Here is a 22798-nt window from a genome sequence, read left to right as displayed (position 1 = left end):
GTCATGCAGTTCGGCATCTTCAGCGTCGGCGACGTCACCCCCGACCCGACCACCGGCCGGACACCGACCGAGCACGAGCGCATCAAGGCGATGGTCGCGATCGCGCTCAAGGCGGAAGAGGTCGGACTCGACGTCTTCGCGACCGGCGAGCACCACAACCCGCCGTTCGTCCCGTCGTCCCCGACGACCATGCTCGGCTACATCGCCGCCCGGACGGAAAGGCTGATCCTCTCCACCTCCACGACCCTGATCACCACCAACGACCCGGTGAAGATCGCCGAGGACTTCGCGATGCTCCAGCATCTGGCGGAGGGCCGGGTCGACGTGATGATGGGCCGCGGCAACACCGGCCCGGTCTACCCGTGGTTCGGACAGGACATCCGCCAGGGCATACCGCTCGCCATCGAGAACTACGCGCTGCTGCACCGCCTGTGGCGCGAGGACGTCGTGACGTGGGAAGGCCGGTTCCGTACGCCGCTGCAGTCGTTCACCTCGACGCCTCGGCCGCTCGACGGGGTCCCGCCGTTCGTCTGGCACGGCTCCATCCGCTCCCCGGAGATCGCGGAGCAGGCCGCGTACTACGGCGACGGCTTCTTCCACAACAACATCTTCTGGCCGAAGGAGCACACCCAGAAGATGATCGAGCTCTACCGCACGCGGTACGCGCACTACGGCCACGGCACCCCCGAGCAGGCCATCGTCGGCCTCGGCGGCCAGGTGTTCATGCGTAAGAACTCGCAGGACGCGGTGCGCGAGTTCCGGCCGTACTTCGACAACGCGCCCGTGTACGGGCACGGGCCCTCGCTCGAGGACTTCAGCGAGCAGACCCCGTTGACCGTCGGCTCCCCGCAGCAGGTCATCGAGCGGACCCTGTCCTTCCGCGACTACGTCGGCGACTACCAGCGCCAGCTGTTCCTGATGGACCACGCGGGTCTGCCGCTCAAGACCGTCCTCGAGCAGCTCGACATGCTCGGCGAGGAGGTCGTGCCGGTGCTGCGGAAGGAGTTCGCCAAGGGCCGCCCGGCCGATGTGCCGGACGCGCCGACGCACCAGTCCCTGCTTGCCACCGCCCAGGAGAACCGGAAGAACGAGGAGGAGGTGACGAAGGCATGAAGCTCGTCGTCGTATCGGCCGGACTGAGCGTCCCGTCATCCACCCGGCTGCTGGCCGACCGGCTCGCGGCCGCGACCGCGGAACGGCTCCCGGCGGACACCGAAACCCAGGTCGTCGAACTGCGCGACCTGGCCGTGGAGATCGCGAACAACTTCGTCACCGGCTTCCCCGGCCCGGCGCTGAGCCGCGCCATCGACGCGGTGACGCAGGCGGACGGCCTGATCGTCGTCACGCCCGTTTTCACCGCTTCCTACAGCGGCCTGTTCAAGTCGTTCTTCGACGTGATCGACAAGGACGCACTCGCCGGGAAGCCGGTCCTGATCGCGGCGACCGGCGGCACGCCCCGCCACTCGCTCGTCCTGGAGCACGCGCTGCGTCCGCTGTTCGCGTATCTGCGGGCGGTCGTCGTGCCGACGGCGGTGTACGCCGCGTCCGAGGACTGGGGCGCGGACGGTCTCGCGGCCCGTATCGAACGGGCGGGTGCGGAGCTGGCGGCGCTGGCCGGGGCGACGGCGTCGGCGGTCGGGCCCGTGTCTGCCGCCACCGCGCCTGCCGCCACCGCCTCTGTGCCGTCCGCCCGAAGGCGGGCGGAGGGGGAGAGCGCCGCAGGGACGAGTACGTCCGCCCGTGGGCCGGTCGGCGGATCGGCGGCCGACGGGCCGCTCGAAGTGATCCCCTTCGAGCAGCAGTTGGCGGCCCTGCGGGCGATGTAAGAGGGTGTGGAGGGCGTCCCGCCCGCGTGTGTCCGTCAACGACTCGATGCCGACGGGGCCAGCCAAGCCGTCCGGCCACCGGTGCCCGGCAACACGTGGGCGGTCCAGCCGAGCGCGTATCGCGCCGGACGGTGGCCGCCCGCGGTGAGTACGACGGTCGGCTGCCGATCTGCCATGTGCAGTAGCTCCCGGGTGGTGACGGACCGGTTGTTGCCGCTCGTCTCGGCGGAGGCGCAGCCCGCGTCGTACGCCACCGGGAGCGCTCGCGGGCCTGTGACCAGGCACGGGGCGTGCAACCCGAGGGTGTGCAGGTCGTCGGCGGCCGCCTGGTAGCGGTGGTCGACGGCGGCCGTCTCCGCTGCCAGCCGCTCGAGCACCGCGTACTGGGAGCCGAGTTGCCCCGCGACGGCCAGCGCGACGACGGCCGTGAGAAGGGTCCCGGTGCGCGCACCCCGGATGAGCAGTGCCGCGACGGGCAGGGCGAGCAGCGCGTACGTCGGCAGCAGGAAGCGCGGGGCGAAGTAGCCCAGCAGCAAGAGATAGGGCACGGCGAGCGACGCAGCGCAGGCCACGGGGACGGCGGTGACCGCGAACGGACGGGCGCCCCTGGCGGGCCACGGATTTCGCGCGTCGGTGTCGCTCCTGCCGCGGCGGCGGTCCGCGAACGCGAGTACGAGGGCCGCCGCCGTGAGCAGGGGCAACGCCAGCCACCAGACGGTCAGTTCCGGGTGGCGCAGCGGGACCGTGCAGGGTCGGCACAACTCGGGTCCGTTGAGGGCGCGCCATGCGTTGCCGAGGTTGAGGTGCGGGCTCATCCCGCCCTCGGTGGCGCCGGAGACGCGCAGCCGCTGCGGGATACCGCCGAACCGGAGGTACGCCTCGACCACCCACTGCACCCCGCCCGCGGCGAGCCCGCCGAGCAGCCAGGGCAGCGCGCGGCGCCGTTCGCGTACGAGGAGCGCCGTGCCGAGGAGGGGTAGCGCGAGCCAGCCCGCGTCCGGCAGGCGTACGAGGGCGGTGGCGGCCAGGCAGAGGGCCATCCACCGGGGCGCATACCGCTGCCCGGGCGTCCGTGTCCGCACCCGCGGCGCTGTCCGCAGGAACCAGCCCGTCGTGGCCACCGCGCCCAGGGCCACCCACAGGTTGGGCATGGCCTCCGGACCGTACAGCTCGGTGGTCCACAGGCCCGCGAACAGCAGCGCGGCGAGCGCCGTCGTGCCCCGCCCGACCAGGGGCCGCCAGATCCGGAACGCGCCGTACAGCGCGGCCGCCGACAGCAGCGCGAGCACGATCCGCAGGACGAAGGGGTCCGACGTCACGGCGAGCACGGGCGCCACCAGCATGCTCATACCGCGGGAGCGCGGGGCGCTGAAGTACGCGGCGGGGTTGCGCGGGTCCACCTGCGAGACGTAGACGGTCTCGTCCCAGCCGAGAACGTGCCCGATGTGCGGGACGACGGCGGTGAGCTGGACGGTGGCGTATGTGAGGGCGACGAGAGCGAGCCAGGGTGCGGGCCGACGCCGGAGCGCGAAGGGGAACCGTAGACGGCGCCTCCCGCCCGCCCGGCCGGTCGGGTCGGCGGCTGTCCTGTCCTGGCCTGCGGGTGCCGTGACGGTTGCGGTCCGACCGGTGAGGGGGGTGAGGTGTACGTGGTCGACGCGCACGCTCGTGGTCGGGCCTGCGCTCGCGTCGCCGCCGGTCCCGGCCGCGAACCCCGTCCTGACTCCCGCCCTGTACCTCGTCCTGACGTGCCGCGTTTTCATACCGCCCCTCCCCGCAAGCGTCGGCCGCTCTTCGCCACGGCACACCCTGGCCGCCGGAGGTAAGCCGGCCCACCGTCCGGGGTGAGAGCCCGGTAAGAAGGGGAACGCAGGGGCGCTCGTCAGGACGTATCGGCCGGTGGTCTTGGCACACTGGGCCCGTGCCCCACACCGCGACCGAACCCGCATCCGAGTCGGCGCCCGAACCCGCTACCGAGCCGGCTCGCGAGTCCGCGCGCCACACCGTGTTGCTGGCCGAGGACGACCGCGCCATCCGGCATGCCCTCGAGCGGGCGCTCACGCTGGAGGGATACGAGGTCACAGCGGTCGCCGACGGCGTCGAGGCGCTCGCCCAGGCGCATCGCGGCAAGCCGGACGTCCTCGTACTCGACGTGATGATGCCGGGCATCGACGGCCTGCAGGTGTGCCGCGTGCTGCGCGCGGAGGGCGACCGTACGCCGATCCTGATGCTCACCGCGCGCGTGGAGACGGCGGACCGTATCGCGGGCCTGGACGCGGGCGCCGACGACTACGTGGTCAAGCCCTTCGACGTGGACGAGGTCTTCGCCCGGCTGCGGGCCCTGCTGCGACGCACCGGGACCGGCACGCTCGCGGCCGGGGGAGGCGGCACGGTTCCGCCCGGGGAGCGGTCCCAGCCCCTCGCACCCGACGGCCGGCCGGTACCCGAGGTTCTCGCCCGCGCCGCCCAGGACGGCCAGGTCGTGACGGTGGCAGACCTGCGCATCGACCCGCTGGCCAGGCGCGCCTGGCGCGGCGCGCGTGAGCTCGAACTGACGAGGACCGAGTTCGACCTGCTGGAACTGCTCGCCCGCAACACGGGCATCGTCCTCGACCACTCGACGATCTACGACCGCATCTGGGGCTACGACTTCGGCCCCGGTTCCAAGAACCTCGCCGTGTACGTCGGATACCTGCGGCGCAAGATGGACGAACCGGGGCGGCCCCTGCTGATCCATACGGTGCGGGGAGTCGGCTACGTCCTCAGAGAGGACTGAGATGCTCCCCGGGAGCCGGCCGCCGTCCTCCCTGCGCACCACCTTCGCGGTGTCGTTCGCGGCCGTGGCCGCGGCCGTCACCGTGCTCATCGGCTTCCTCAGCTACGACGCGGCGGCCCGGCTGGTCCGCGTCGACCAGCGGGCGGTGTTCGACGAGGTCGTCCGCGGTCTGCAGGAGGAGGTGAGGCACCGCGCCCTCACACCCGAGGACTTCACGTCGGCGGACCCGGACCACGACGGCCCGCGCGACGACCTGATCAGGTCCACGCGCACCGACGTCCAGGTGCTCGGGCCGGGCGGGCACGTCGTGGACAAGGGCAGCCCGCCCCTGCCCGTCGGCGCGGACGACCGGAGCACCGCCGACGCCCGGAAGGCCGGTACGAAGGCGGTGCACGACGAGGTGGAGGTCGGCGAGGACCAGTACCGGGTCGCGACCGTGGCGCTCGGCGGCGGCCGGGGCGCCGTGCAGGTCGCCCAGGAGTTCAGCGACACGGAAGACCTGCTCACGGAGCTGCAGAAACGCACGGTCGTCCTGGTCGCCGCGATCGTCGTGGCCGCCGGGCTGTTCGGCTGGTGGCTGGCCCGGCGGATCACCGGCCGCCTCGTACGGCTGACCGACGTCGCCGAGGGCGTGGCGCGCACCGGGCGCCTCGACACCCAGGTGCCGGTCGCCGGACGGGACGAGGTGGGCCGGCTCGGCCGCGCCTTCGACCGCATGCTGGGGCGGCTCGCCCAGTCCGTCGACGACCAGCGGCGCCTCGTCCAGGACGCGGGCCACGAACTCCGTACGCCGCTCACATCCCTGCGTACGAACATCTCGCTGCTGCGCCGTATCGACGAGCTGCCGCCCGCGGCGCGCGAGGAACTCGTCGCGGACCTGGCGGAGGAGTCCCGCGAACTGACGGACCTGGTCAACGAGCTGGTGGACCTCGCCGCCGGCCAGCAGGACGACGAACCGGTGGTGGAGGTGGCGCTCGGCGAGGTCGCGGAAGACGTCGCGGGGGCGGCCCGACGCCGTACGGGCCGGGTCGTCACCGTGCAGGTGGCCGCCGGCGACATGGCGGGCACGGTCGTCGAGGGCCGGCCTGCCGCCCTCCAGCGCGCGGTCTCCAACCTCGTGGAGAACGCCGCCAAGTTCGACCCCGGAGGCTCGGCTCCCATCGAGATCGTCGTCACCGGAGCGGCGGACGCGGGGGGCACCGCTCGCGTCGAGGTACGCGACCGCGGCCCCGGAATCGCCGAGGAGCACCTGCCGCGCGTCTTCGACCGCTTCTACCGCGCCCCCGACGCCCGGGGCCTCCCCGGCTCCGGCCTCGGCCTGTCGATCGTCCGTGAGGTGGCCGCGTCCCACGGCGGCATCCCGTTCGCGCGTCGACGGGCGGGGGGCGGGGCGGTGATCGGGTTCACGGTGGGGAAACGGGGTCAGGCCGCTGTGTGAGTAGTGATGGTCAGGCCGCTGTGTGAACAGGGCATCCGTGCGACGTCTCGGTGCGGCAGGGTGGTGTGAACCGTCTCGTCCGTTCGACCGGGAGCCCGCACGTGACCCAGCAGCCGGATCAGCAGTCGGCCCAGCAGCCCGACAAGCCCTTCCTCTACGTCGTCGTCTGCGCCGCCGGTATCGCCGAGGACGTCAGCAAACTGATCACCGCGGCCCAGGAACGGAACTGGGCTGTCGGTGTCATCGCCACGCCGCTCGGACTGGGCTTCATCGACGCGGTGGCCATCGAGGCGCAGACCGGCTACCCGATCCGGTCGGCCTGGCGCTCGCCGGGTGATCCGCGGCCGTTCCCCGACCCGGACGCCATCGCGGTCGCGCCGGCCACCTTCAACACGATCAACAAGTGGGCTGCCGGGATAGCCGACACGCTCGCGCTGGGCACCCTCTGCGAGGCGTCCGGCCTCGGCGTCCCGATCGCGGTTCTGCCGCGCGTGAGCGACGGGCTGGCCGCGCATCCCGCGTATGAGGAGAGCGTGGCAAGGCTGAGCGGGATGGGTGTTCTGTTCGGTGACCGTCACGAGGGCGGCACGGACGGGTTCGGCTGGGAGCGGGTGCTGGACCTGCTCGCGATGCGTGGGACTGGTCGCGCCCGCCCCTGATCAGGGTGCGCTCAGGCCGTGGTGCTGCTCGCGCCCGCGCCCCAGCGGCCGAGCACCGGTTCGCTGAGCCTGCGCGCCGGCAAGCACAGCGTCTGGCCGTGGCGCGCGAAGAGTTCGTCGCGGGAGTCGAAGTACCCGAGATCCACCACTACTTGCGCCGACAGGTCGCACCCGCCGCCGCCCGACATACCGCAGCCCTCCGCCCCGCCCCAGTCCACCGCAGTACGGGCCACGGCGTCGAAGAGGGTCTCACCGCCCCGGTTCGTGAACTCACCGCCCCCGGAGCAGCTGAGCTCCGCCAGGCTCCCGAACAGCTCGCCGATCGGCTCCCATTCCCCCTCCAGCAGGAACTCGGGCCAGGCCAGCAGCACCTGCTCCGGCACAAGCGGCTTGAACCGAGGAAAGCGCGGATACCAGAACGCACCGTCAACGAGCAGTCCTCGTACGCGCGTCGGCACACCCTGCGCCCGCGCGACCGACTCCAGCACCGCCATCCGCTGGCTGCACGAGCCGCGTCCGATCCGGAGCGTTCGCGAGGTCCGACGCCGTTCCTCGACCGAGTACACGGGACGCACGCCGCGCGCGATGATCCCGTGCGCGACCTGCAACAACTCGCGCGGACCGGCCGAGCCACGCGCGTCCGCCTCCCGCCGCACGCGGGCCGCAAGCGCTGCGACGACCGGATGTTCCCAGTCAAGGATCGCGGTGGGCTGCACGGAACCGCCCACGCGCACGGAATCCCGTAGGTCCGCTTCTTCCGTACGCACATGCGCGCGCCGACATGGCATAAGCAAGCGACTGGTCACGCGCCCACCCCCACGCTGTACGGCTGCCGCTTCGTCCATCATCACACGCAGGTCCAGGGGCGGCGGACGCAAAACTCGCTTGCGATGGCAGGGCAGTTGGCCGATGCTGCCCGCGATGGGCGCTAACAAAATGCACGCCGACGAAATCGAGACCGACGTCGAGCTCGTACGCGGCCTGCTCGCAGGGCAGTTCCCCCAGTGGGCCGATCTGCCGATCAAGCCGGTCGCGTCGTACGGGACGGACCACGACATCTACCGGCTCGGCGACGACCTGGCGGTTCGGCTGCCCCGCATCGGGTGGGCCACCGAGCAGGCGGCGAGGGAGGCGGAGTGGCTGCCCAGGCTGGCGCCGCACCTGCCGCTCGCCCTGCCGGTGCAGCTGGCGATGGGACACCCGGCGGAGGGCTATCCCTTCGACTGGTCGGTGTACGAGTGGCTGCCCGGCGAGAACGCCAACGGCACCATCGACGACCTGGACCGGGCGGCGGTCGATCTGGCGGCCTTCGTGAAGGCGCTGCGCGAGATCGACACGACAGGAGCCCCTCCGCGCCCTCCCCGCGGCCGAGGCGGACCACTCGCGGAACACGACGATGGGGTCCGCCAGGCGATCGAACAGCTCGGCAACCGAATCGACGGCGCGGCCGCCCTCCGCTCCTGGGAGGAGTCGCTGGCCGCCCCGACATGGGACGGCGAAGAGGTCTGGCTACACGGCGACCTGCTGCCTGGCAACCTCATCGTCGTCGACGGCCGCCTGTCCGCGGTGATCGACTTCGGAACCCTCAACGTGGGCGACCCCGCGTGCGACCTGCTGCCTGCCTGGAACGTCTTCACAGACGACAGTCGCACCCGCTACCAAGCCGAACTCGCTGTCGACGACGCCTCTTGGCTACGCGGCCGCGGCTGGGCCCTCTTCCAGGCAGTGGTGGCACTGCCGTACTACTGGGACACGAACCCGGGGATGATCCACCAGGCGTCGCGGGCGTTGGCGGAGGTTCTGGGAGACGGTTCGCGTTGACCCCGGCTGACTGTCAGGGCCAGGTGCGCTCGATACGGTCATGACGTACCGCGTAGGCGGCGGGGCCGCCCTTCTCCACGGCCCGGTAGATCGCGTTACGGCGGGCGTCGAGCCTCGTCGATGATGTCCTGAGCATCCGCCCGGTAGTGGGCCGGTTCCGCCGCGCGAAACGGACGCCCTCGCGAGCCACTGAGGTGTGGCCCGCCGCTCGCAGGCAGCGGCGAGCGTGCTGTCCTGTTGAGCCTTGGCGTCAGCGCGGGCGGCCTGCTTCTGCTCGGCATCACCGTAGCGTTCGCGGGCGGAGTCTCCATGGCCGTCGCGGCGAGCGGCTACGGCCTGGTCTATCTCGGGCTCGGTGCGGCGGGGCCGAGCGAGAATGATCTCCTGCACCGCCGGGTCGCACGTTCAGGCCGGGCCACCGCGCTGTCTGTTCAGTCCCTCGCCCTCCAACTGACGGGCGCAGTCACCGGAGTGGTCGCCGGCGCCCTGTCGCCGGGCCCGGTGCCCTGGCTGGTGGGAGCTACCGTGCTGCTCGGAGGAGCTCTCCTGTGGACTCACCGCAGTGACCCCAAGCCTCAGACCGTCGCGGCAATGCCCCAGTCACACGACGTGCCGTCGCCGAGCACCGTTTCTCCGCGTTGATTACACCGGAGATGTGGTGAGCCTGCCGGATTTTATGCCGAGGATGAGGTTGGCGAGGGGTGTGAGGGTGGTGGTGAGGCGGGTGGTGGGGGTGTCGCTTTCGCGGATGCAGATCAACCAGCTTTCGGTGGCAGCCAGTTCCACGCAGGTATTCCCGTCGCCGCCATCGGAGAAGGTCGACTTCTGCCAGTGCAATGCCTGATCCATGGGGCGCCTCACAGTTCCTTCGACAACTGGTGGATGAAGTCCCGCGACGCCATGGGGTCCAGCGACGCCTTCTCCACTTTATGGAACAGTGTTCGAAGCCTCTTCAGTTGGGGTTCGGCGTCGATGAACGCTGTGCCCGTGGGAGCGTCGCGGAGGCCGGTGTCCAGCTGGGGCACCAGACCGCCCGTGCACATCATCGAAGCTCCGGCACCGGCGAAGCCGTCCTGGTCGGTGGGGATGACGCGCACAGTGGCGTGGCCGTGCTCGATCTTTTCCAGAATTTGCCGGAGTTGAGCACGGGCGACGCCTCGATCCGACACGCGGATCCTCAAGGCGAGCTCATGGATGATCGTCTCGTACGGCGTGGGATTGTCGCCTTCGATGACGGCTCGTCGCCTCATCCGGTGTTCCACCCGGGGCTGCAGCTCGCTCTCGGGCAGCCCGGGAACCATGTACGAGTAGACCGCCCGGGCGTAGTCGGCGGTCTGTAGAAGCCCGGGGACATGCGTGATGACCACTTCCCGCAGGAACGTCGCGTGGTACTCCAGTTCGGCGACGTCTAGGAACACCGGTGGAAGCACTCCCCGGTACTCCTCCCACCAGCCCCGAGTCCGATCGGTTGCCATCGCCGCCAGGGCTTCGACCAACGCCTCGTCGACGCAGGCGTAATGGGCTGCGAGACGGCGTACGCGTTCAGCGCTCACGCCTGCGACCCCGGACTCGATCTGGCTGATCTGGACCGAGTCGGCCCCGAGCAGCGAAGCCGCTTCCCGGGCCTTCATGCCCGTTGCCTCGCGTAGTTTCCGCAGTTCAGCACCCAGCCGCACTCTGCGGGCCGTGAGGTGCCTCTTCGGCGGCATGAGCCCCTCCTTGCTTCAGCTGCCCATCGGGCGTGCCCCGTTCGAGGGGCAGAATACGCCAGCGGGTTGCATCTTCCTAAAGTTAGGAAATACCGTCGGTGACGCGTCGCACACGCTGCGGAACGCCGGGACCCCGGAAGCGCACCACACCGTCATGCCATGACGGCTGCGGCATTGCCACCGCCCGCCACCCGCCGCGCTTCTCCAACTTCCCGACACCACCTGGAGGGCACGCATGCCCAAAGACGAACCCTGGGAGTGCACGCTCCACATTCCCCACGACCTTCGAGCCGTCCCCGTCTGCCGGCGCACCCTGCGGCTGATCCTCACCGCCCACGGGCTGATCTGCCTCGGCGACGTCGCGGAGCTGCTCGCGACGGAGCTGGTCTCCAACGCCGTACGGCATACGAAGGGCCCCGCGGCTCTGCGCCTGTGCTGGCAGGGCGGAGTCCTGCGCGTCGGTGCCTGGGATGCCGACCCCAAACCCCCACCGCCCGCACCGGAGTCGGCGCCCGGCGCTGACGCCGAGGCGGGCCGTGGCCTTGACCTCGTCCGGGCCTGCGCCGACGACTGGGGTTGGCATCCGCTGGCTCAGGGAGGCGACTGCGGCAAGTACGTGTGGTGTGACCTCAGTGTGGCGCGGCCCGTTGATCGCGTCGGACAGTAAGGAGAGTCGATGGTCAGCTCGTCACACGAGGCCCTGCACCGGATCTTCCAGAAGGACACGACGCTACTGATCCGCGCTTTACAGCGCCTGCTGCACATCCCGTTCCCTAAGCCGCGCGAGATCGCGATCCTCAACGCGGACCTCACCGAGATCGAGCCGGTCGAGCGCCGCGTGGACACTCTGCTGCGAGTGGACACCGACGACGGCAACTATCTGCTTGTGATCGAGTCGCAGGGCAAGAAGGCCGAGACGAAACGCGGAAGTTGGGCCTACTACCTCTCGTATCTGTACGAGAAGTACCGCTGCGAGCCGATCCTGATCGTCCTCTCCCAGAGCAGTGCCACCGCCCGCTGGGCAGCACAACCCATCCGGTTCGGCCTGCCGGGCTGGCCCTCGCTCACGGTGCGGCCGATCGTCCTGGGCCCGGACAACGTGCCGGTGATCGCCGACGAAAAGGAGGCCGTGCGGGATGTCTCCCTCGCGCTGTTTTCAGCGATTACGCATGGTAGGGGGCCGGGTGTCACCGGCATACTGAAGTCGTTGGCGGCCGCCTTGGACACCATCGACTCCGAGAGCGCGGCGGTGTTCGCACAGCTCACCCTGTCAGGCCTGGTGGATCCCCAGGCCAGGAAGATCTGGAGGGACCTGATGGCGCCAGTGAACTACTTCTTCCGGCACCCCGTTGCCGAGAGGGTGCGGGATGAAGGACGGGTCCAGGACCGCGCGGAGGTGGTCCTGCAAATCCTCGAGTGGCGCGGCATCCCCGTGCCGGATTCTGTCCGCAAGCGGGTGAGCTCCTGCTCCGACTGGGAGCAGCTCAAGGTCTGGTCGGAGCGGGCAGTGCATGCCAACGAAGCGTCAGACCTCTTCGCCCCCGAATAGCCGTAGAGGGCCTGAGCCACCGCGCCCTGACTGGATCGGACGAACCCCACATATCATGGCCAGTTGCGGGGCCGACTACCGAAGGCCCCGCCCGATCCCCAAGAAACCCCAGCTCAGGGCCACACAAGGCAGTACGGCTGATGCCCCGCCTCATGCAACCGATGGCTGAAGTCCTGCCACTCGTGCAGCAGTTGGTACACGTTGAACGCGTCGCGCGGGCCGCCGCGGTCCGGGACCGTCGACCAGATGAACGCGGCCGCGCCGACCGCTTCCTCGCCGATGCCGCGGATCGGGTCGACGACCGTCATGGGGAGTTTCACGACCGCGTAGTCGGGGTGGAGGACGACCAGTTCGAGCGGGGGGACCTTGTGCAGGGGTATGCCCTCGATGCCGGTGAGGACCATCGCGGCCATCGTCTCCGGCTTGATCTTGGTGAACATGCCGCCCATGCCGAGCTCGTCGCCGCCGAGTTCCTCGGGGCGCATCGAGATCGGCACGCGGGCGGCCGTCGCGCCGTCCGGCGCGCCGAAGTACTTGTAGGTCACCCCCACCCGGCCACTCCTGCTTCCCCCCAGCGCTCGCTCCGTCTTGCCCCGGGCCCCTGCCCGGGATGCCTGTGTTCCGGGTGTCCCGGCAGCCCCGGCCGTCTCCGTCGGCCCGGCCTCCGGGCGGCGCTGTGCGTCCCGGCGGTGTCGTCCCCTCCCCTGACCTGCGGCAGGGGGGATCTCAGCACGCCGAGGACCGAGGTCACCGGTGCCCTCGCCCAGACCGCCACCGCGATGCATATCTCCACCCGACTGCTTTTCTAGGCCGCACATCCCCCGCGGCGCAACCCGATCATCGTGACAGTGACCTCCCCCACGGCCGCTCGCCGAAACGTGCGGTGAAACACCTGTCCTGTGCCGCGGGCCGGCTTCGGGCACCCGGGAGATGCCGACGGCCGGCCGCTAGGGCGGTGACTCTCCCTGAGTGCGGATCCTGCCGGGAGTCTAGGCAGCGCCTTCCCGCCATGACCACTGCAAAAGGGGATCAGTAAGGGATCAGTAGGGGATCAGTCGTGACCGGCAGCATCCAGCGCCGTGATGAGCGGTGCGGAGGCTGGTCGCGCGCCACCTGCGGGGCGATGCGCAGGCTGGTCGCGCGCCCCTTGCGGCACGGTGCGGAGAGAGGGGGACGGGCGCGGTAGGGAGGCGGGAGAGGGGCACGGTCCGCCTGGAACCGGGCCGTACCCGCCTGGAACCGGGCCGTACGCTGAGGGGTATGGCAGAGGCGAACAACATCCCCGGCAGCGCGTCGTCCCCGGCGGCGACCACGCCGTACCCCTACGAGGCGCCTGTCTCGCAGGGGCTCTTCGACCGTGCGGGCCGTGTGACGCCCGGCGGCGTGAACTCTCCCGTGCGCGCGTTCCGCGCCGTGGGCGGTACGCCCCGGTTCATGGTGTCCGGCACGGGCCCGTATCTGACGGATGCCGACGGCCGCGAATACGTCGATCTCGTGTGCTCGTGGGGGCCGATGATCCTGGGCCACTCGCACCCCGAGGTCATCGCCGCGGTGCAGGAGGCCGTCGCCCGCGGCACGTCCTTCGGTACGCCGGGTGAGGGCGAGGTCGCGCTGGCCGAGGAGATCGTCGCGCGGATCGAGCCCGTCGAGCAGGTGCGGCTCGTCTCCTCCGGCACCGAGGCCACGATGTCCGCGATCCGTCTCGCGCGCGGATTCACCGGGCGCGCCAAGGTGATCAAGTTCGCCGGGTGTTACCACGGTCACGTCGACGCCCTGCTGGCCGCCGCCGGCTCCGGGGTCGCGACCTTCGCGCTGCCCGATACCCCGGGCGTCACCGGCGCGCAGGCCGGCGACACGATCGTCCTGCCGTACAACGACCTGGACGCGGTGCACGCGGCCTTCGCCGCGCACCCCGGCGAGATCGCCTGTGTGATCACCGAGGCGTCCCCCGGCAACATGGGCGTCGTGCCGCCGCTGCCCGGTTTCAACGCCGGCCTCAAGGAGGCTTGCGCTGCGAACGGCGCCCTCTACATCTCCGACGAAGTCATGACGGGCTTCCGTACGTCGAAGGCCGGCTGGTACGGCGTCGACGGCGTGCGGCCCGACCTCATGACCTTCGGCAAGGTCATGGGCGGTGGCTTCCCGGCGGCGGCGTTCGGCGGCCGCGCGGACGTGATGGCCCATCTCGCCCCGGCCGGCCCGGTCTACCAGGCGGGCACGCTCTCCGGGAACCCGATCGCGACCGCCGCCGGCCTCGCCCAGCTGCGGCTCCTCGACGACGCCGCGTACGAGAAGCTCGATGCGGTGTCGCGCGAGATCCGCGGTCTGGTGACCGACGCGCTCAGCAAGGAAGGCGTTTCCCACCGGGTGCAGAACGCTTCCAGCATGTTCTCCGTCTTCTTCACCGATGGAGACGTACGCACTTACGACGACGCGAAGGCGCAGGAGGCGTTCCGCTTCAACGCCTTCTTCCACTCGATGCTGGCGCAGGGCGTCTATCTGCCGCCGTCGGCCTTCGAGGCCTGGTTCGTGTCGACCGCCCACGACGAGCGGGCGATCGAGCGCATCGCCGCCGCCCTGCCCGCCGCCGCCCGTGCCGCCGCGGAGGCCACCGCATGAGCGCCTTCCCTGACGACCGCGAGACCGCCGAGACCGCCGGGACCGCCGAGACGCCGAAGTCTCCCGCGGGGCGCGACGACATCACCGTCGTCCACCTGATGCGCCACGGCGAGGTGCACAACCCGGACGGGCTGCTCTACGGGCGGCTGCCCGGGTACCACCTCTCCGAACTGGGGCGGCAGATGGCCGAGCGGGTCGCCGAGCACCTGTCGGCGCGCGACATCACGTACGTCGTCTCCTCGCCGCTGGAGCGGGCGCAGGAGACGGCGACGCCGATCGCCAAGGCGCACGGCCTGGACCTGGCCACGGACGGCCGGCTGATCGAGGCGGACAACGTCTTCCAGGGCAAGGCATTCGGCGTCGGCGACGGTGCGCTGCGCCGGCCGGAGAACTGGAAGCACCTGGTCAACCCCTTCAAGCCCTCCTGGGGCGAGCCGTACATCGAGCAGGTCGTGCGGATGATGAGCGCGCTGGAGGCGGCGCGCGACGCGGCCCGCGGCCATGAAGCGGTGTGCGTCAGCCACCAGTTGCCGATCTGGATCGTGCGCAGCTTCGTGGAGCGGCGTCGGCTGTGGCACGACCCGCGCAGGCGGCAGTGCACGCTCGCGTCGCTGACGAGCTTCACGTTCAAGGGCGACAAGATCGTTTCCGTCGGTTACACGGAGCCGGCCCGCGACCTCGTGCCGGCCCATCTGCTCGCCGGTGCCAAGCCGGTGAAGGGCAAGGGCAAGGCCTTCGGGGCCTAAGCGCTCCGCTGGTAGCGCGGTGATGAACCCGCGGGCCGGTGGGGGCTGGTCGCGCAGTTCCCCGCGCCCCTTACGGGGCGCGGTCCCTCGGGTGTAGCGCACTGCGGACCGGGTGTCCGGCATGGCCGTACGGCGGCGGGGTAGTCGCCGCTGTACGGCCATATCGACGCCTTCGCACGGCCGTCTTGAGCCACTCGGCCGTAAAAAGCCCCGGAAAGCAGGTGATTGACCGGAACCACCGTGTTCGTTGCGACCTCTAACGGGCTGTCCATCTTTTATGGACAGCCAGTGCGACGGACGGGGATGGAATGCGCCATATCACCCGAAGGGGATTGATCGGACTGGGAGTCGGTACGGCTGCCTCGCTCGGACTGGCGGCCTGCGGGGCCGAAGGCGCCCACGACGGCACCGGGGGCGACCACGGCGCAGGCGCACCGGGAGCGCCAGGCGGCCGGGGCGGTGACGGCAGGCCGGGGCGCCCGAAGAACCCGGTGCCCCCCATCGGCGACGGCTCCACCGCGTACACCGGAAAGCAGCCGAACCAGCCCGCCGAGCCGGTGCCGCTCGAACCCGGGCAGAAGCCGCCGCAGTTCGTGATCTTCTCCTGGGACGGCGCGGGCGAGGTCGGCAACGGCCTGTTCCCGCGCTTCCTGAAGGCCGCCGAGGACCACGGCGTGCACATGACCTTCTTCCTGTCCGGGCTGTATCTGCTGCCCGAGTCCAAGAAGCGCCTCTACCGCCCACCGAACAACCCGGTCGGCGCCTCCGCCATCGGCTACCTCACCGACGAGCACGTCAAGGAGACGCTGAAGAACGTCCGCCGGGCCTGGCTGGACGGCCACGAGATCGGCACGCACTTCAACGGGCACTTCTGCGACGGATGGGGCAGCGTCGCCAACTGGACGCCCGCACAGTGGCGCAGCGAGATCGACCAGGCCAAGTCCTTCGTCAAGAAGTGGCGTACGAACACGGGCTGGGCCGATCTGCCCCCGCTGCCCTTCGACTACGACAAGGAGCTCATCGGCGGCCGTACGCCCTGCCTGCTCGGCCAGGGCAACCTGCTGCCCGCAGCCCGCGAGCTCGGCTGGCGCTACGACGCGTCCTCGCCCGGCGGCCTCCAGCAGTGGCCGCGCAAGCGGCAGGGGGTGTGGGATCTGCCCCTGCAGGGCGTGCCGTTCCCGGGGCACTCCTTCGAGGTGCTGTCGATGGACTACAACATGCTCGCCAACCAGTCGCTGAACTCGACCAGGGCGCCCGCCTACAACTACCCGGGCTGGCGGACTCAGGCGACCGAGTCCTATCTCGCGGGCTTCAAGCGGGCATACGAGACAAATCGGGCACCATTCTTCATCGGCAACCACTTCGAGGAGTGGAACGGCGGCATCTACATGGACGCCGTCGAGGAGGCGCTCAAGCACATCGCGGGGCAGAAGGATGTGCGCTGCGTCTCTTTCCGGCAGTTCGTGGACTGGCTCGACGTCCAGGATCCGGCGATCCTCGCCGAGCTGCAGAGCCTGAACGTGGGGGAAGTGCCCGCCGGTGGCTGGAAAAAGCTGGGCCGGGGCACCGGAAGCGCTGCCTGAAATGGGGTTCTTCGCCCTCGAGGGGGGTGCGGAAGATCCTCGAATCGGGCATGCGAAACTTTTCACATGAGTGCCGCCAGCCGAGCCCCACAGCGCTCGAACCGCACCCGTAGCCGCAGCCGCGCCGTCCTGCTGACCGCCGTGGCGGCGGTCGCTGCGCTGACCCTGTCTGCGTGCGGCGGGTCGGGCGGCACCCAGGGCGGCTCCGGCAACACCAACTTCGTCACCGGCACGGACGGCATCGCCACCGTCAAGAAGGGCGAGCGCACCCCCGCGCCCAAGCTCGACGGCAAGACCCTCGAAGGCGCCGAGCTCGACGTCGCCGACTACAAGGGCAAGATCGTCGTCCTCAACGTCTGGGGCTCCTGGTGCCCGCCGTGCCGTGCCGAGGCGCCCGGCTTCGTCAAGGTCGCCAAGGACACCGCGGCGCAGGGCGTGCAGTTCGTCGGCATCAATACGCGTGACACCAGCACGAGTCCTGCGAAGGAGTTCGAGAAGAGCTACGGCGTCACGTACCCGAGCCTGTACGACCCGACCGGCAAGCTGATGCTGCGCTTCCCGAAGGGCGCGCTCAACCCGCAGGCCATTCCCTCCACGGTCGTCATCGACCGGGAGGGGAACATCGCGGCCCGCTCGCTGTCGCCGCTCAGCGAGGAGAAACTCCGCAAGATGCTCAAGCCGCTGATCGCGGAGAAGTGATGGGCGTCACGACTCTCGCGGCGGTAACCGAACCGAACCAGACGGTCCTCAACGGCGCCTTGCTGGTGGCCCTGCCGGTCGCCGTCCTCGGCGGACTCGTCTCCTTCTTCTCCCCGTGCGTGCTGCCGCTGGTGCCCGGCTATCTGTCGTACGTCACCGGGGTGAGCGGTACGGATCTGGCGGAGGCCCGGCGAGGTCGGATGGTCGCGGGGGCGAGCCTCTTCGTCCTCGGGTTCACCGCGGTGTTCGTCTCCAGCGGTGCCCTCTTCGGGTTCTTCGGCTCGACGCTCCAGGAGCACAAGGACGTCCTGTCCAAGGTGCTCGGTGTGCTCATGATCCTCATGGGGATCTTCTTCATGGGGCTGATGCCCTGGCTCACCCAGCGCGAGTTCCGCTTCCACACGAGGCCGAGCACCGGGCTCGTCGGCGCGCCGTTCCTCGGCGCGCTCTTCGGGATCGGCTGGACGCCCTGCATCGGCCCGACCCTCGCTTCGGTGAACGCCCTCGCCCTCGACCAGGCGAACGCGGGCCGCGGTGCCGTCCTGACGGTCGCGTACTGCCTCGGCCTCGGCGTGCCCTTCGTGCTCGCCGCCGTCGCCTTCCGCAAGGCGCTCGGGGCGTTCGGCTGGGTCAAGCGGCACTACGCGTGGGTGATGCGGATCGGCGGCGGCATGATGATTGCGACCGGCCTGCTCCTGCTGACGGGTGCGTGGGACAGCCTCGTGCAGGAGATGCAGGTCTGGTCCGACGGCTTCACGGTGGGGATCTGAGTCCATGAGCGAGACTAGCGAGACACTGAGCGCTGACGTGCAGACCCACGAGGAAACGGACACCGCAGAAGGCGCGGGGCAGAACGACGGCGATCTCGGCGCAGCCGGATCGCAGTTGTCCACCGCGCCGGTGGAGACCGCGATGCCCGGCTCGTTCGGCGGGGCGCGGGCCCCGGGTGCCGCCGGATGGCTCGCCTGGACCGGCCGCGAGGTCGTCGGCTGGGCCCGCTGGTTCTGGCGGCAGCTGACCTCCATGCGGGTCGCGCTGATCCTGCTCTTCCTGCTGTCGCTCGGCGCGATCCCGGGCTCGCTGATCCCGCAGACCAGCAGCGACGAGCTCAAGGTCCAGGACTTCAAGACCGCGCACACCACGCTCGCGCCGATCTACGACAAGCTCGGGCTCTTCCACGTCTACAGCTCGGTGTGGTTCTCCGCGATCTACATCCTGCTGTTCGTCTCGCTCATCGGCTGCATCGTGCCCCGCACCTGGCAGTTCGTCGGCCAGCTGCGCAGCCGCCCGCCGGGCGCGCCCCGGCGCCTGACCCGGCTGCCCGCCTACACGACCTGGCGTACGCAGGCCGAACCCGAGCAGGTCCGTGCGAACGCGCTCGCCCTGCTCAAGCAGCGCCGCTTCCGCGCCCACACCGCGGGCGACGCGGTCGCCGCCGAGAAGGGCTATCTGCGCGAGGCCGGCAACCTGATCTTCCACATCGCGCTGATCGTGATGCTGATCGCCTTCGCCTCCGGGCAGCTGTTCAAGTCCGAGGGCGGCAAGCTGATCCTCGAGGGCGACGGCTTCTCCAACACGCTCACCCAGTACGACGACTTCAAGTCCGGCAGCCTCTTCGACACCGACGGCCTCGCGCCGTTCAGCTTCCAGCTGGACAAGTTCGTCGGGACGTACGAGCGCACCGGGCCGAACAAGGGCACCGCCCGCACGTTCCGCGCGGACATCACCTACAGCGAGGGCGCCGACGGCAAGGGGAAGAAGTCCTCGATCGAGGTGAACAAGCCCCTCGAGATCGATGGTTCGAAGGTCTACCTCATCGGCCACGGCTACGCGCCCGTCGTCACCGTCCGCGACGGCCGCGGCAAGGTCGTCTTCCAGCAAGCCGTGCCGCTCCTGCCGATCGACTCCAACATCACCTCGACCGGCGCCATCAAGGTCCTCGACGGCTACGCCGACAAGAACGGCAAGAAGGAGCAGCTCGGCTTCAACGCCTTCTTCGTGCCGACCTTCGCGGGCGCCGGCAAGGGCCAGATGTTCTCGCAGTTCCCGGGGCTCGACTTCCCGGTGCTCGCGCTGTCCGCGTACCACGGCAGCCTCGGCGTCGACTCGGGCATCCCGCAGAACGTGTACCAGCTGGACACCTCCAAGATGAAGGAGTTCAAGGACTCCGACGGCAACCTGCTGAAGAAGCGGCTGCTGCCCGGCGAGACCATGACGCTGCCGAACGGCGCCGGCTCGATCACCTTCGAGAAGGACGTCAAGGAGTGGGCCAGCTTCCAGATCTCGCACCAGCCCGGCGACGGCTGGGCGCTCGGCGGAGCCATCGCCGCCATCGCGGGTCTCGCCGGCTCGCTGTTCATCCAGCGCCGCCGGGCGTGGGTCCGCGCCACCACGGGGGAGGACGGCGTCACCGTCGTCGAGATGGCGGGCCTCGGCCGCAGCGAGTCCGCGAAGCTCCCCGAGGAACTGGGCGACCTCGCAGCGGTCCTGTACGACAAGTCGCCGCCACCCGCAGAAAGCGACCCCGACCCCACCCCCGACCCCCAAGCCGTACCTGCCGAAGGGGCTGAGAAGTGAATCTCGCCGCCGCAACCAACGAGAATCTCGCGCAGATCAGCAATGTGCTGATCTACTCCGCGATGGCCGTCTACACCCTGGCGTTCTTCGCGCACATCGCCGAGTGGCTCTTCGGCAGCCGCAGCAAGGTCAGCCGCACGGCCGCCGCGCTGACCGACAAGGGCGCAGCCACGCGCGAGGCGCCCGCCGTGACGGTCAAGTCCAAGGGCGGCACCGCCGTCCTGGAGCGCCCCAAGGTCGTCACCCGCTCCGCGTCCGGCACCCGCGACGTGCCGGACGGTCCCGGCGCGCACGGCGGCGACGAGCAGGGTGACCTCTACGGCCGCATCGCCGTGTCCCTCACGGTGCTCGCCTTCCTCGTCGAGGCGGGCGGTGTGCTCACCCGCGCCCTGTCGGTGCAGCGTGCGCCGTGGGGCAACATGTACGAGTTCAACATCACCTTCTCCACGGTCGCCGTCGGCGTGTACCTCGCGCTGCTCGTGCTGAAGAAGAACGTCCGCTGGATGGGCCTGCCGCTGGTCACCACGGTCCTGCTCGACCTCGGCCTCGCCGTCACGGTCCTCTACACCGCCAGCGACCAGCTGGTCCCCGCCCTGCACTCGTACTGGCTGTGGATCCACGTCTCCACCGCCATCTTCTGCGGCGCCGTCTTCTACGTGGGTGCGGTCGGCACGCTGCTCTACCTGTTCCGCGACTCGTACGAGAACAAGCTGGCGAACGGCGGGCAGCCCGGCCGGTTCGCGACCTCCGTCATGGAGCGCCTCCCGGCCGCCGCGACGCTCGACAAGTTCTCCTACCGCGTCAACGCCGCCGTCTTCCCGCTGTGGACGTTCACGATCATCGCGGGCGCCATCTGGGCCGGCGATGCCTGGGGCCGCTACTGGGGCTGGGACCCCAAGGAGACCTGGTCGTTCATCACCTGGGTCGCGTACGCCTGCTACCTGCACGCCCGCGCCACCGCCGGCTGGAAGGGCCGCAAGGCCGCCTACCTGGCGCTGATCGCCTTCGGCTGCTGGCTGTTCAACTACTACGGCGTGAACATCTTCGTCACCGGCAAGCACTCGTACGCGGGCGTCTGACACCCTCGTACGACCGGGCCGGTTCCATGTGACATGAGTCACGGGAACCGGCCTTTGTCGTACGGACAGGTGGGGGGACGTGGACACGAATCAGGGGGAACCGCGGGACCGGCGCGAGCTGCGCGCCCGCATCAGGGACGGCGACGCGGACGCGGTCGGTGAGCTCTTCGACGCGTACGCGCGCTCCGTCTACAACCACGCCTTCCGGCTGACGGGGGACTGGTCGGCCGCCGAGGACATCGTGTCGCTGACGTTCCTGGAGGCCTGGCGGCTGCGCGGCCGGGTCGACGCGGACGGGGGATCGCTGCGGCCGTGGCTGCTCGGTATCGCCACCAACGTGGCCCGCAACACGCGCCGGGCCACCCGGCGCCATGCGGCCGCCGTGGCCCGGCTGCCGCGGCCCGATCCCGTGCGCGACATCGCCGACGACGTCGCCGAGCAGCTCGACGACGCCGCGTACCTGCGGGCCGTACGCGCGGCGGTCGACCGGCTGCGCCGTCCCGAACGCGAGGTGCTGGCCCTGTGCGTCTGGGGCGAGCTCGACTACGCGACGGCGGCCAGGGTGCTCGGCATCCCCGTCGGAACGGTGCGCTCCCGCCTCTCCCGGGCGCGCGGGAAGCTCGCGGCGGAACTCGCCGCGGGGCGCGGACAGATGAGAGACGGCCGCACATCCGTGGCCGGGCCCATCCAGGAGGGAAACCAGTGAACGTCCAGGAAGGGGAAGCAGTGAACGACATCCCGCCTTCCCGCGACAGGGACCTCCCGCCGGGCCGTCACCGCGTCCTGAGGGAGCAGCTGATGCGTGAGATCAGGTCCGAGCCGGCCGGTGCGCCGAAAACGTGGCGCCGCCCGGCCTTCGTGGCGCCCGCGGTGGCCGCGGCCCTGTCGGTCGCCGTCGTCGTGGGCGTCACGGTGACACGGGACTCCGCGGCGCCGCCGCGGCCGGAAACCGCGATGACGCAGACGCCGAGTACACAGAGCGCCGCCCGGCTGCTGGAGCGGATCGCGCGGGCGGCCGAGAAGCGGCAGCTCCCGGATATCCGGGACGACCAGTTCGTCTACACGAAGCGGGAGAGCTACCACTGGAAGATGGACCCCGACAAGACACTGCCGGAGGGCTGCGCCTCGACCAGTGAGGCCTATGACTACGGCGTACGGGAGCTCTGGGAATCGGTCGACGGCCGGCATGTGGGCCTGTCGCGCGAGCACAGGGACAACGGCAGGACCGTGGAGCGGCCGATCGCCCACCAACTGCCGGGCAAGCGCATGCCCAACTACTACCGGCAGGCGGAGGAGCTCCCCACCGACCCGGAGGCGATGTACCGCTGGCTCACGCAGGCGCGCCAGGGCAGGTCCGGCGACGAGATGGCGGGGTTCCAGACCGCCGCCCGGCTGCTCGACGACAGTCTGCTGCCGCCGAGGACCCAGGCCGCCCTGTACCGGGCGCTCGCCCGCATTCCCGGCCTCACCGTCGTCGAGGGAGCCGAGGACGTCGCGGGCCGTGCCGGAGTCGGCGTCATGATGAAGGTGACCCAGGGCAACCGTGCCGTCCTGGTCTTCGACGCGCAGAGCCTCGCCTACTTGGGGGACAGCACCATCGACCACTCCGCCCCCAAGAACAAATGCGACGGCACGGACATCGGAGACGTCGTCAGCGCTACCGCCGTCCTGGACCGAGAAGTCGTAAACAAAGCAGGTCAGCGGCCCTAGGGGGTGC

The 22798-nt window shown here is 70.3% G+C and carries 24 protein-coding genes; 18 read left to right on the top strand and 6 right to left on the bottom strand.

The window, feature by feature from the left end:
* Positions 1-3 precede the first annotated feature (3 nt).
* Both ABT009_RS15760 and ABT009_RS15755 read left to right on the top strand, forming a co-directional pair.
* On the top strand, positions 4-1113 hold the full coding sequence (locus tag ABT009_RS15760) for an LLM class flavin-dependent oxidoreductase (protein WP_351293868.1): 1110 nt from the start codon (positions 4-6) through the stop codon (positions 1111-1113).
* Positions 1110-1826 carry an FMN reductase gene (locus ABT009_RS15755; protein WP_351293865.1) on the top strand — a complete coding sequence of 239 codons (717 nt, stop codon included), beginning with the start codon at positions 1110-1112 and terminating at the stop codon, positions 1824-1826. The genes ABT009_RS15760 and ABT009_RS15755 overlap by 4 nt, the downstream gene beginning before the upstream one ends.
* A 35-nt stretch (positions 1827-1861) precedes the next feature.
* Here the strand turns inward: ABT009_RS15755 and ABT009_RS15750 are convergent, their stop codons facing one another.
* Entirely contained in the window at positions 1862-3589 is a 1728-nt protein-coding gene (locus ABT009_RS15750; RefSeq protein WP_351293863.1) for a hypothetical protein, read from the bottom strand.
* A 242-nt stretch (positions 3590-3831) separates the two neighbouring features.
* Here ABT009_RS15750 and ABT009_RS15745 point away from each other — a divergent pair, with 242 nt between their 5' ends.
* The 3 genes from ABT009_RS15745 to ABT009_RS15735 all read left to right on the top strand — a co-directional run bounded on the left by ABT009_RS15745 (position 3832) and on the right by ABT009_RS15735 (position 6699).
* Positions 3832-4602, top strand: a complete 771-nt coding sequence (locus tag ABT009_RS15745; RefSeq protein WP_351294016.1) for a response regulator transcription factor — start codon at positions 3832-3834, stop codon at positions 4600-4602.
* A gap of 1 nt (position 4603) precedes the next feature.
* On the top strand, positions 4604-6040 hold the full coding sequence (locus tag ABT009_RS15740) for a HAMP domain-containing sensor histidine kinase (RefSeq protein WP_351293860.1): 1437 nt from the start codon (positions 4604-4606) through the stop codon (positions 6038-6040).
* 101 nt (positions 6041-6141) lie between these two features.
* A complete protein-coding gene (locus tag ABT009_RS15735) occupies positions 6142-6699 on the top strand; it encodes a flavoprotein (RefSeq protein ID WP_351293857.1) in 558 nt (185 codons plus the stop codon).
* Positions 6700-6710: 11 nt separating this feature from the next.
* Here ABT009_RS15735 and ABT009_RS15730 read toward each other — a convergent pair whose 3' ends face one another.
* Positions 6711-7427 carry a transglutaminase domain-containing protein gene (locus ABT009_RS15730; protein WP_351293854.1) on the bottom strand — a complete coding sequence of 239 codons (717 nt, stop codon included), beginning with the start codon at positions 7425-7427 and terminating at the stop codon, positions 6711-6713.
* Positions 7428-7620: 193 nt separating this feature from the next.
* Between ABT009_RS15730 and ABT009_RS15725 the strand changes: the two genes are divergently transcribed.
* The gene (locus ABT009_RS15725) at positions 7621-8520 is read left to right on the top strand and encodes an aminoglycoside phosphotransferase family protein (protein WP_351293851.1); all 900 of its coding nucleotides are present in this window, start codon (positions 7621-7623) and stop codon (positions 8518-8520) included.
* Positions 8521-8533: 13 nt separating this feature from the next.
* Here ABT009_RS15725 and ABT009_RS15720 read toward each other — a convergent pair whose 3' ends face one another.
* Positions 8534-8656 (bottom strand): hypothetical protein, encoded by a 123-nt coding sequence (locus ABT009_RS15720; RefSeq protein ID WP_351293849.1) that lies wholly within the window; start codon positions 8654-8656, stop codon positions 8534-8536.
* Between the two features lie 101 nt (positions 8657-8757).
* On the opposite strand from ABT009_RS15720, the gene ABT009_RS15715 reads away from it, so the two are divergent.
* Positions 8758-9162, top strand: a complete 405-nt coding sequence (locus ABT009_RS15715; RefSeq protein WP_351293846.1) for a hypothetical protein — start codon at positions 8758-8760, stop codon at positions 9160-9162.
* On the opposite strand, the gene ABT009_RS15710 is transcribed toward ABT009_RS15715, so the two are convergent.
* Together ABT009_RS15710 and ABT009_RS15705 are read right to left on the bottom strand one after the other, a co-directional pair.
* Positions 9163-9369 carry a DUF397 domain-containing protein gene (locus ABT009_RS15710; RefSeq protein ID WP_351293843.1) on the bottom strand — a complete coding sequence of 69 codons (207 nt, stop codon included), beginning with the start codon at positions 9367-9369 and terminating at the stop codon, positions 9163-9165.
* An 8-nt stretch (positions 9370-9377) separates the two neighbouring features.
* Positions 9378-10229, bottom strand: a complete 852-nt coding sequence (locus ABT009_RS15705) for a helix-turn-helix domain-containing protein (RefSeq protein WP_351293840.1) — start codon at positions 10227-10229, stop codon at positions 9378-9380.
* 235 nt (positions 10230-10464) lie between these two features.
* On the opposite strand from ABT009_RS15705, the gene ABT009_RS15700 reads away from it, so the two are divergent.
* Together ABT009_RS15700 and ABT009_RS15695 are read left to right on the top strand one after the other, a co-directional pair.
* Positions 10465-10896, top strand: coding sequence for an ATP-binding protein (locus ABT009_RS15700; RefSeq protein ID WP_351293837.1), 432 nt, complete (start codon positions 10465-10467; stop codon positions 10894-10896).
* 9 nt (positions 10897-10905) lie between these two features.
* Positions 10906-11778 carry a hypothetical protein gene (locus tag ABT009_RS15695; protein WP_351293834.1) on the top strand — a complete coding sequence of 291 codons (873 nt, stop codon included), beginning with the start codon at positions 10906-10908 and terminating at the stop codon, positions 11776-11778.
* Between the two features lie 113 nt (positions 11779-11891).
* Here the strand turns inward: ABT009_RS15695 and ABT009_RS15690 are convergent, their stop codons facing one another.
* A complete protein-coding gene (locus tag ABT009_RS15690; protein ID WP_351293831.1) occupies positions 11892-12563 on the bottom strand; it encodes a hypothetical protein in 672 nt (223 codons plus the stop codon).
* A 475-nt stretch (positions 12564-13038) separates the two neighbouring features.
* Between ABT009_RS15690 and hemL the strand changes: the two genes are divergently transcribed.
* The 9 genes from hemL (at position 13039) to ABT009_RS15645 (ending at position 22791) form a co-directional block, all read left to right on the top strand.
* Positions 13039-14397 carry a glutamate-1-semialdehyde 2,1-aminomutase gene (hemL, locus tag ABT009_RS15685; RefSeq protein WP_351293828.1) on the top strand — a complete coding sequence of 453 codons (1359 nt, stop codon included), beginning with the start codon at positions 13039-13041 and terminating at the stop codon, positions 14395-14397.
* A 98-nt stretch (positions 14398-14495) separates the two neighbouring features.
* Entirely contained in the window at positions 14496-15143 is a 648-nt protein-coding gene (locus tag ABT009_RS15680) for a histidine phosphatase family protein (protein WP_351294013.1), read from the top strand.
* 308 nt (positions 15144-15451) lie between these two features.
* Positions 15452-16726 carry a polysaccharide deacetylase family protein gene (locus ABT009_RS15675; RefSeq protein ID WP_351293825.1) on the top strand — a complete coding sequence of 425 codons (1275 nt, stop codon included), beginning with the start codon at positions 15452-15454 and terminating at the stop codon, positions 16724-16726.
* 66 nt (positions 16727-16792) lie between these two features.
* A complete protein-coding gene (locus ABT009_RS15670) occupies positions 16793-17425 on the top strand; it encodes a TlpA family protein disulfide reductase (protein ID WP_351293822.1) in 633 nt (210 codons plus the stop codon).
* Positions 17425-18195 (top strand): cytochrome c biogenesis CcdA family protein, encoded by a 771-nt coding sequence (locus ABT009_RS15665; protein ID WP_351293819.1) that lies wholly within the window; start codon positions 17425-17427, stop codon positions 18193-18195. Before ABT009_RS15670 ends, ABT009_RS15665 begins: the two co-directional genes overlap by 1 nt.
* A 142-nt stretch (positions 18196-18337) precedes the next feature.
* Complete coding sequence (gene resB / locus ABT009_RS15660) at positions 18338-20002, top strand: cytochrome c biogenesis protein ResB (protein ID WP_351294010.1); 1665 nt, start codon at positions 18338-18340, stop codon at positions 20000-20002.
* On the top strand, positions 19999-21081 hold the full coding sequence (ccsB, locus tag ABT009_RS15655; protein WP_351293816.1) for a c-type cytochrome biogenesis protein CcsB: 1083 nt from the start codon (positions 19999-20001) through the stop codon (positions 21079-21081). The genes resB and ccsB overlap by 4 nt, the downstream gene beginning before the upstream one ends.
* A gap of 79 nt (positions 21082-21160) precedes the next feature.
* Positions 21161-21787 (top strand): RNA polymerase sigma factor, encoded by a 627-nt coding sequence (locus ABT009_RS15650; protein ID WP_502989879.1) that lies wholly within the window; start codon positions 21161-21163, stop codon positions 21785-21787.
* A gap of 92 nt (positions 21788-21879) precedes the next feature.
* Positions 21880-22791: a CU044_5270 family protein gene (locus tag ABT009_RS15645; protein WP_502989878.1), complete on the top strand. Its 912-nt coding sequence runs from the start codon at positions 21880-21882 to the stop codon at positions 22789-22791.
* Positions 22792-22798: the final 7 nt, after the last annotated feature.

Source organism: Streptomyces sp. NPDC002896 (assembly GCF_040295225.1).
Classification (GTDB): Bacteria; Actinomycetota; Actinomycetes; order Streptomycetales; family Streptomycetaceae; genus Streptomyces.
The sequence above is the reverse complement of the archived record's forward strand: the minus strand, read 5'-3'. Positions and strand labels throughout refer to the sequence as shown.

Coding starts and splice junctions, on each gene's coding strand:
- ABT009_RS15760 (WP_351293868.1), top strand. CDS start 4: ATGCAGTTCGGCATCTTCAGCGTCGGCGACGTCACCCCCGACCCGACC.
- ABT009_RS15755 (WP_351293865.1), top strand. CDS start 1,110: ATGAAGCTCGTCGTCGTATCGGCCGGACTGAGCGTCCCGTCATCCACC.
- ABT009_RS15750 (WP_351293863.1), bottom strand. CDS start 3,589: ATGAAAACGCGGCACGTCAGGACGAGGTACAGGGCGGGAGTCAGGACG.
- ABT009_RS15740 (WP_351293860.1), top strand. CDS start 4,604: ATGCTCCCCGGGAGCCGGCCGCCGTCCTCCCTGCGCACCACCTTCGCG.
- ABT009_RS15725 (WP_351293851.1), top strand. CDS start 7,621: ATGGGCGCTAACAAAATGCACGCCGACGAAATCGAGACCGACGTCGAG.
- ABT009_RS15720 (WP_351293849.1), bottom strand. CDS start 8,656: ATGCTCAGGACATCATCGACGAGGCTCGACGCCCGCCGTAACGCGATC.
- ABT009_RS15710 (WP_351293843.1), bottom strand. CDS start 9,369: ATGGATCAGGCATTGCACTGGCAGAAGTCGACCTTCTCCGATGGCGGC.
- ABT009_RS15705 (WP_351293840.1), bottom strand. CDS start 10,229: ATGCCGCCGAAGAGGCACCTCACGGCCCGCAGAGTGCGGCTGGGTGCT.
- ABT009_RS15700 (WP_351293837.1), top strand. CDS start 10,465: ATGCCCAAAGACGAACCCTGGGAGTGCACGCTCCACATTCCCCACGAC.
- ABT009_RS15695 (WP_351293834.1), top strand. CDS start 10,906: ATGGTCAGCTCGTCACACGAGGCCCTGCACCGGATCTTCCAGAAGGAC.
- ABT009_RS15690 (WP_351293831.1), bottom strand. CDS start 12,563: ATGCATCGCGGTGGCGGTCTGGGCGAGGGCACCGGTGACCTCGGTCCT.
- hemL (WP_351293828.1), top strand. CDS start 13,039: ATGGCAGAGGCGAACAACATCCCCGGCAGCGCGTCGTCCCCGGCGGCG.
- ABT009_RS15680 (WP_351294013.1), top strand. CDS start 14,496: ATGCGCCACGGCGAGGTGCACAACCCGGACGGGCTGCTCTACGGGCGG.
- ABT009_RS15675 (WP_351293825.1), top strand. CDS start 15,452: ATGCGCCATATCACCCGAAGGGGATTGATCGGACTGGGAGTCGGTACG.
- ABT009_RS15670 (WP_351293822.1), top strand. CDS start 16,793: ATGAGTGCCGCCAGCCGAGCCCCACAGCGCTCGAACCGCACCCGTAGC.
- ABT009_RS15665 (WP_351293819.1), top strand. CDS start 17,425: ATGGGCGTCACGACTCTCGCGGCGGTAACCGAACCGAACCAGACGGTC.
- resB (WP_351294010.1), top strand. CDS start 18,338: ATGCCCGGCTCGTTCGGCGGGGCGCGGGCCCCGGGTGCCGCCGGATGG.
- ABT009_RS15645 (WP_502989878.1), top strand. CDS start 21,880: ATGCGTGAGATCAGGTCCGAGCCGGCCGGTGCGCCGAAAACGTGGCGC.